This is a genomic window from Solimonas aquatica, from assembly GCF_900111015.1.
Taxonomy (GTDB): Bacteria; Pseudomonadota; Gammaproteobacteria; order Nevskiales; family Nevskiaceae; genus Solimonas; species Solimonas aquatica.
In genome coordinates this window covers 1-6,888 of sequence record NZ_FOFS01000026.1, presented here as the reverse complement: position 1 = coordinate 6,888, position 6,888 = coordinate 1, and the positions used below count along the sequence as shown (strand labels likewise).

5 protein-coding genes and 1 pseudogene are annotated in these 6,888 nt (G+C 57.3%); 2 read left to right on the top strand and 4 right to left on the bottom strand.

The features are described 5' to 3' along the window. The coding region (locus BMY12_RS19775) for an integrase core domain-containing protein (protein WP_143069027.1) at window positions 1-307 on the top strand (307 nt) is incomplete at its 5' end. A 209-nt stretch (window positions 308-516) separates the two neighbouring features. On the opposite strand, the gene BMY12_RS20110 is transcribed toward BMY12_RS19775, so the two are convergent. Both BMY12_RS20110 and BMY12_RS20975 read right to left on the bottom strand, forming a co-directional pair. Beyond that, complete coding sequence (locus BMY12_RS20110) at window positions 517-1,425, bottom strand: hypothetical protein (protein WP_143069031.1); 909 nt, start codon at window positions 1,423-1,425, stop codon at window positions 517-519. Next, entirely contained in the window at window positions 1,422-3,710 is a 2,289-nt protein-coding gene (locus tag BMY12_RS20975) for an RHS repeat domain-containing protein (RefSeq protein WP_436278872.1), read from the bottom strand. The genes BMY12_RS20110 and BMY12_RS20975 overlap by 4 nt, the downstream gene beginning before the upstream one ends. Before the next feature lie 1,358 nt (window positions 3,711-5,068). Here BMY12_RS20975 and BMY12_RS20530 point away from each other — a divergent pair. Then, window positions 5,069-5,724: pseudogene (locus tag BMY12_RS20530) on the top strand (IS701 family transposase); the annotation flags it as partial. Between the two features lie 107 nt (window positions 5,725-5,831). Here the strand turns inward: BMY12_RS20530 and BMY12_RS20105 are convergent. Next, window positions 5,832-6,590 carry a hypothetical protein gene (locus tag BMY12_RS20105; RefSeq protein ID WP_143069029.1) on the bottom strand — a complete coding sequence of 253 codons (759 nt, stop codon included), beginning with the start codon at window positions 6,588-6,590 and terminating at the stop codon, window positions 5,832-5,834. A gap of 4 nt (window positions 6,591-6,594) precedes the next feature. Beyond that, window positions 6,595-6,888 (bottom strand): DUF8812 domain-containing protein (locus BMY12_RS20425; protein ID WP_177189094.1); only part of this gene is annotated, 294 nt, incomplete at its 5' end.

Sequence of the window (6,888 nt, the reverse complement as noted above, 5' to 3'; positions counted from 1 at the left end):
CAACGGCAAGGAATTCACCGGCAAGGCCATGCTGACCTGGGCACACCGCAACGGCGTGCTGCTGCGCCTGATCGAGCCGGGCAAGCCCAACCAGAACGCCTACATCGAATCGTTCAACGGCCGTCTGCGCGACGAATGCCTCAACGAGCACTGGTTTACCAGCCTGTCGCACGCATGTGCCGTGATCCGGGCCTGGACGCAGGAATACAACGAAGAAAGACCGAAGAAGAAGCTTGGCGGGCTGACGCCAGCCGCCTACGCCAAGACACTCATCGTCAAGGCAGCTACCATCAACCCCGGACTCTAAATGCAACCGCTACTCAAATCGGGGGGACGTCGGGCCGGACCCGTCAGGACCGCAGGCCCAGCCCGCCGATGAGAGCAAGGCCAGAACCAGCAAAAGGACAGGGCGCAGGCGCATGCTCAGTTCAGGCAGCAGTAGGTCACGCCACAGGCCGGGTCGCAGCTCGAATTGCCTTGCGGACAGCCTGGCAATGATCAGCCTGGGGCTGCTTTCTACTTCAGCTCAAACCACCAGCGGCATTCCTTATAGATTTTCTTGAAGCGAGAGTCTCCAGGCTTGGCGTGTGTCACGTTTTCAGCGTGTTCCCGGCATAGCGCCTCGGAGTTCCAGGACGATCTGGAATCTTCGTTATTAAAAGAAATCTGCGAGGTTGCCCATTCACCGATGTCATGCAGGCGCTTGCACAGCTCCGCAAGCCGACCCCCGGCCAACACTGTTCTGGAAATGGGGAGCCGGATCGTCGCGGGGCTAAAGAAAGAGCCCGACGCAGGGAGCTCGCAAACTCTAAACGCCTTGTCCTCCGGACTCCATTGGAAGAATTCATATCCTCCCGCGAGCTGCATTACCACCGGCAGCTTTTCCCCTGATACGCTTATCGGAATAAATGGAATCAGAGCCACATTGTCGTCACGACCGTAGTCCGCCATGACAAGGTTAAAGGTTCCATCCGGCATGCCCCTGTATAAAAAGGTGCGCTGAATGGGGTGCTGTCCATAACCACTGACTGACGCAGCGAAGTCACAGCGACCATCGCCGTCGAAATCCATCCAGACAATCGGTGACCGCTCGCCACTGAAAAGTTTGAATCCATCTTCCACTAGGCCTTCAGAATATAGTTTCTGAATTTCCGGAGAGAATTCTTTCCATTCTTCACTGCCATCTTCTTCCTCTTGCGAGTGATGTGCCATTAACCCCCATTCCTCTTTAAAGTCATATTGGTTTAGATACTTACTCAAGAATTCTGCATTGTCCTTTGGATTGCGTTTGCACTTGGCAGCCGGCAGCAGCGTAATGGTTTTGTCTCCGATGCGCATGCCGGGGTGGTCCGCTGCAATAACCGTTCGCGATGCAAGAGTCGAGATTAAGACGGCAGCAAGAATCGACCAAAACATTATTTTCATGGGGTCACCTGCAACTGCTTGAGCTGGATATACCCGTTCGTCGCTTTCGACGAGCCTGCCAAGCAAAAGGACGTCAAAAAGTGAGGCTCCACCAAAGGTGGATAACCCTTATCTACGCCGTTGTGTAGGAGAAATGTTTGATTGGCCAATTGCAATTCCTGCTCCTGTGTCAGACCCGACGTTGGAAGATGAAGGTCCTTTCGGGCTTTCTCCATATTCACTTTGGTCAACGAAGCCGCCAGCAGGTCGTGCTTCTCCTTGTCCGACAGATCGGCAATCAGCGTCGCGCCAGCAGCGTCACCCGCAATAGCTTCCCACTGAAATCCAGCTCTCCCCTCTCCAAAATTGCTCATATCCCGGATATAGGGATTCAGCCTTACCTGAGTTGCCCCCAACTGCTGATCCGCCTTATCTAGCAGATTCTGGACTGCCGCCGGATCATCCTTCTTCCAGGCATTCCAATAGCAATCACTTTGCGCTCGACCATCGCCAGCCTTGCTGCACTGCGCTTTGTATTTGTCATTGACCACCTTGAACCTCTCTGCGATTTCGCCAAAGGCCACCATCCTGTCGTAGTCTCGCTTCGTCAGTCCGGTATCCGCCATAAAGCTGGCGCCATTTGCCGCCCACCCGGCGTTGACGTAGGCAGGGTCGGGCTCGTTTTCTTTACCCTTGACTAGCCGGCCATACCACGTTCCAACCCCGTCGATCTTGCTGCTCATTGCCTTGGTCTGAGCAGCGCTCAGCCCCAGCTTGGACCGATCTGACGCATTCAAGCCTTTGAGCGCCGTCTGCAGCGCTACCGGCGTAAACTGCACCCAGCCATAAGAGGCAGGCTGTACCCCGCTGCCATCGGGTGTCAGCGCCGGATTCCAGGTATTGGCGGCACAACCCTTGTATTTGTCGCTCGCACAATTCTTATCGGTCGCGGCGGCGGCTCCCGGCGCTTTGACTTCGTGAATCTCGATGGCTTTCTGAATCCTCTTCTCTAGCACATCGTCCGCGCTGTCGGTCTTCTCGCAGGCGACGATGCGATTGGGATCGATGGTGTTGTCGGATTGCGGATCAAGCGTGCCCTGCACGCCCAGGGAAATGGTGGGCAAGGTATAGCCGCCGCACTGCGTGCCCAGATTTTCTCCGGTCACGGCGTAGATCAGGCCCATCGCATCTTCATCGCTCCACTGCATGGAAAAGGCGTCCGTGGAGTAGTAGCCGCCTGCGGACTTGTAGTAGGCCTCGAAGTCCTTCTTGAGCGTCACCAAGCTAGGCGTTGTGTCCGTCAGACCGTAGTGATTACCTAATACGTCGAAGTTATTTGAGGACATGCGCGAGGGAGCTCCATTGACGGAGTCCTCCAGGTCTCGGACATAGGTGCCGCCTTGGTCGTAAAAGAATGCACGTCCGGGTGCGGTAGCGATATCCGTGACGATGAAGGCCCAATGTCCGCTATCCGGCATCAGGTCGGGATCGACAGGCACACCGTCGTCAATGGCGTAGTAGGTCAACTTGGCAGCACCCGTAGGATCGACGAAGAGATCGGGCCAGCCGCCCGCATAAGCAGTAAGGTCCAGCTTCAAAGCGCCAGGATTATCCAGGCTATCTGCTATACCGGCCGGGTCAGGACTGAGAAATCGTCCGGCGGCAGGGTCATAGTAGCGGGCAAGGTGATAAGACAGGCCAGTTTCCTCATCGGCGTATTGGGCAATCAACCGCAGCCTCGGGTCCAAATTCTTCGGCGCGTGGTTTTGCAGCTGACCCCAGCGATCCAGTTGCAGCCGCCACAGGATGTACCCTTTTTCATCTTGCACGGATTGAAGTGCGCCGCGCTGATCCGTGCCGAGTCGATACAGCGTCGCCACGTGCTGCGGGAATGTACGGTCATCCCGCCTAAACCAAGCGAGTGGGCGTAGATAGCGATAAGCGTACTCGCCGGTGATATGGCCATCTGCGTCGCTTGTGGCTGCTAGTCGGGTTCCATCGAAGAAGAAATACTCGATGCCCTGCTTGGACTGCTTGGCGACGCGGCGTCCCTGGGCATCGTAGAGATAGTGCGCGATGCGCTGCCCATCCTGGGCGAGCACATCGGCCAGCTGGCCACCCGCATTCCAGTGCAAACGCACTCGGCCTTGCGGTGTGTCAATTTGTGTGGGATAGCCGCCGGTGTCGATATCGAAGCCTGGCGCCTCTGGTGCCACTCCTGCTTCAGTGCTTTGCAAGCTGGCGATGCGTGCGCGCAGGCTGCTGGTACCGGTAACCCTTGGCACGGAAGAGTTCAGAAGTTCCATGCCGGGATGCCAGGATGAAGGTAGCCAGTGCAACAATCCTCGCAGCCAAGGACGGCTCATGTCCGCTTTGATCGAAACCAGCTGCCCCTTTTCATCATAGCCGTATTGCAATAGCAGCCCGGACGGCATCAACTGCGAGCGGCGGCGCCCCTGGCTGTCGTAGTCAATGTGCTGTGTCAGATTTACGGGTGTAGATCGCGCTTGCCCCATTCGTATGCTCAAGCGAATCGCCTCAACCCAGCCTTGCGGGGTGTAGTCGTAGTGTGTAGCGCGTACGCCATCGGCATCAGTGATGCTTTCGGCCAGCTTGTACGGACCTTTCCACGTCACTGTAGTTGTCGATTCCAGCTGCGCGCTGTTTGGTTGATAGCGGCGCATCTGCCGCAGCCGATTCGCCAAATCATAATCGGCATCGGTGATGTTGCCTCGCGAGTCGGCAATGCGCATCAGGCGGCTTGCATCGTCGTAATGGGCTTGCTGCCAGCTCTGCTCAGGATTGCGAATTGCCACTACACGGCCAAAATCGTCGAATTGCCGCTCCGCAGCCCTTCCTTGTGCTTCAAAACGGATAACCGTGTACTGCGCCACAGAGCCGGCCTCACCGTAAAAGCGCTGCAAACTGTCTTCAGGCGACTGATGAATGTCGCTTTCCATGGTATCTGGCACTTTCTTACCTGCATCTCTCTGCCGCACGATGCCTCTTTTCCAGATGGGCATCGACTCCAGTTCGGCCGCAGTTTCAACACCTTCGAAGCTCTGGGTTTTCTTCTCCAAGCGGCCGCTGTCGTCATAGATTAGTCGCACGATTCGACCTCCAGGAAAGCTCAGCTGCTGGAGCTGTCCTTCTTCGTCGTACCGATACCACGTGACATCGGAATCTTCGGGCGTCTGTTTCGGTCCGTTGGGCAGCGGCCCATCGACCTGCTTCAGGCGGCTGACGCCGTGGACGGTTTCGTAGTCGTAGCGGGTGCTGCGAGTGATGGCCTGTGGTTCGGCGTCGATCCGGGGGGCATAGCCGGACTGGCTGATGCGGGTGATCTGGCCGTGCGCGTTGTAGTCCAGGCGTGTGACGAAGTCCCGCCCCGGCACGACGCTGGGGCGGGTGATGGTGAGGGTTTGCAGCGGCTCGCCCTGGTAGCGGTACTCGGCCAGCCGCTGCGCCGGCTGTACCTTGCCCTTGAGATAGACGCTGCGTTCGATGGTCCGGATGCGCCCTTGGGGGTCGCGTGTGGTCTTGATCGTTTCCTGCGCCTGGCCTTGATCGTCCAGCCGGGTCTGCGTCTGCCGGCGGCCCAGTGGGTCGTAGCCGTAGCGGCGCTGCGCCGGTCCGCAGCCCGGACAGCCGGCACCGCGCACTTCCAGGATGCGGTATTGGCCCGCCACCACGGCGTAGTCGAAATGGGTTTGCCGGCCTGCGTCGTCTGGCCGTCAAGGCGCTGGCGCAAGCCCTGCCACCATCGGCGTTTCTAACCATACGCTGGCGCGAGGGAACGAACCAAACCCTCTCCAGCCGCTTCGCGGCTGTGCGGGTGCGCCATGCCGGTGGCAACGTCGGCCGCGCGCGGCTGTGGCCGCAGCAATGGCTGCTGATCGAATGGCCCCGCGATCAGCCAGAGCCGGAGAAGTACTACCTCTCGACGCTGCCTGAGACCTGCACGCTCAACGAGCTGGTCGAAACAGCGCATCAGCGCTGGCGCATTGAGCGCGACTACCAGGAGCTCAAACAGGAATTCGGACTCGACCACTACGAAGGCCGTGGCTGGCGCGGATTTCATCACCACGCCAGCCTGAGCATTGCCGCCTACGGCTTCCTGCTCGCCGAACGACTCGCCGGACACAAGCCCGGCTCCCAAAAAACCGCATTCAACGCCAAGCGCCTCGCGTACCCGAAGATTACGTCCCGCGCGGTGCTGCGCAGGGCCCAGCGCCACGTGCCAGACTCGATCCCCACGTTGCGCCATCAGCTCAGCGTGCTGCTCGCCGCCAACGTGCCACGATGTCCGTGCTGCGGTAAACGTCGGATAGATCCACGCTTATGACACAGTAAGACTAACTCAAGAACCATCGGTGACTTCAGAACCTACACCAAGCCTCGGGACACAACCCGTTCCTACGCCATCATCATCCGTCGTAAATGCATTTAGCTGAGCCGCGCGGATCGAGACGAAAAAGCTTACTGATTATCCTCCCGTCCTTCTCGACTTTTCTGACAAAGTTTCCCGGCCTCCAAGTGTTGTAATCCTCCATGGGAAAACCTTTCGCCAGCCGAATCTCGCTATCGGAATATGGTCCACTGAAGCTGGAACAGAAGACGCCGGTCGTGCGGAAATCAAGATAGTTTCCATTCTGGTCTCTGGGCGCATATCTCATGGGGGTTCCGTCGCTGATTTGAGAATCGAGAAAAGCGACGCGCCTCTGCCGTTTTGATTTTTCGTCATAGCGCGTCTCTCGTCCGAATATCAGTTGATAGTCGATGACCTTGTAGTTGGAGTCAGCCGTGATCAGCCAAGTGAGTGCGTCTCCAAACAGAAAACAGTGTGGCGCCGGGCATTGAACTTCGTTTCCCCAAGGCTCCGGTAACCACTGAATTTTTTCGGGATCCAATCTTCCCGAACGCCAGTAGTCGTTTCCCGCGCTCAATACTCCGTAGCGTGTATCGCGCTGCAGAAGCAAAACAAAATCGAACCACTCCTGGCCAACATCCGCCTCTTTCATCCGCTTGCTAAGCCCTGAGAGATTCGGACCATCAACATAGCTGTATGGAGGATTGCCTATTGGCAATCCGCGCAGTGATTGGGGAATCACTAAATCTGCTGCACCGCCTAGCAGCGGAAAAGTACACAGAAAGAGCCATATTAGAACCATCCCAATATTTCGCATGGCGCTACTCCTGGCACCGACCATCTTTATAGCCGACGTTCTCCATTCGAGACCCAAGCCTTTCTTTCGGAACACCCCATACGTCATGCCATTCATCTTCATGCTTAAGAAGTGCCTGGCACATCGCCGCAGGCGTGTTGGCCGCGAGTGCATTTCGGAAATCACTCGCCGCATCCTCGTGACCTTTCGGTGCACGGCCATCTGCCAGATTTTTGAAATCACCGCGGAACCTCATGTCGACAATCACGTCACGTATCGCCGGATCAAGCTGATCCCAGGTCGTCCCGACATCTTTTGG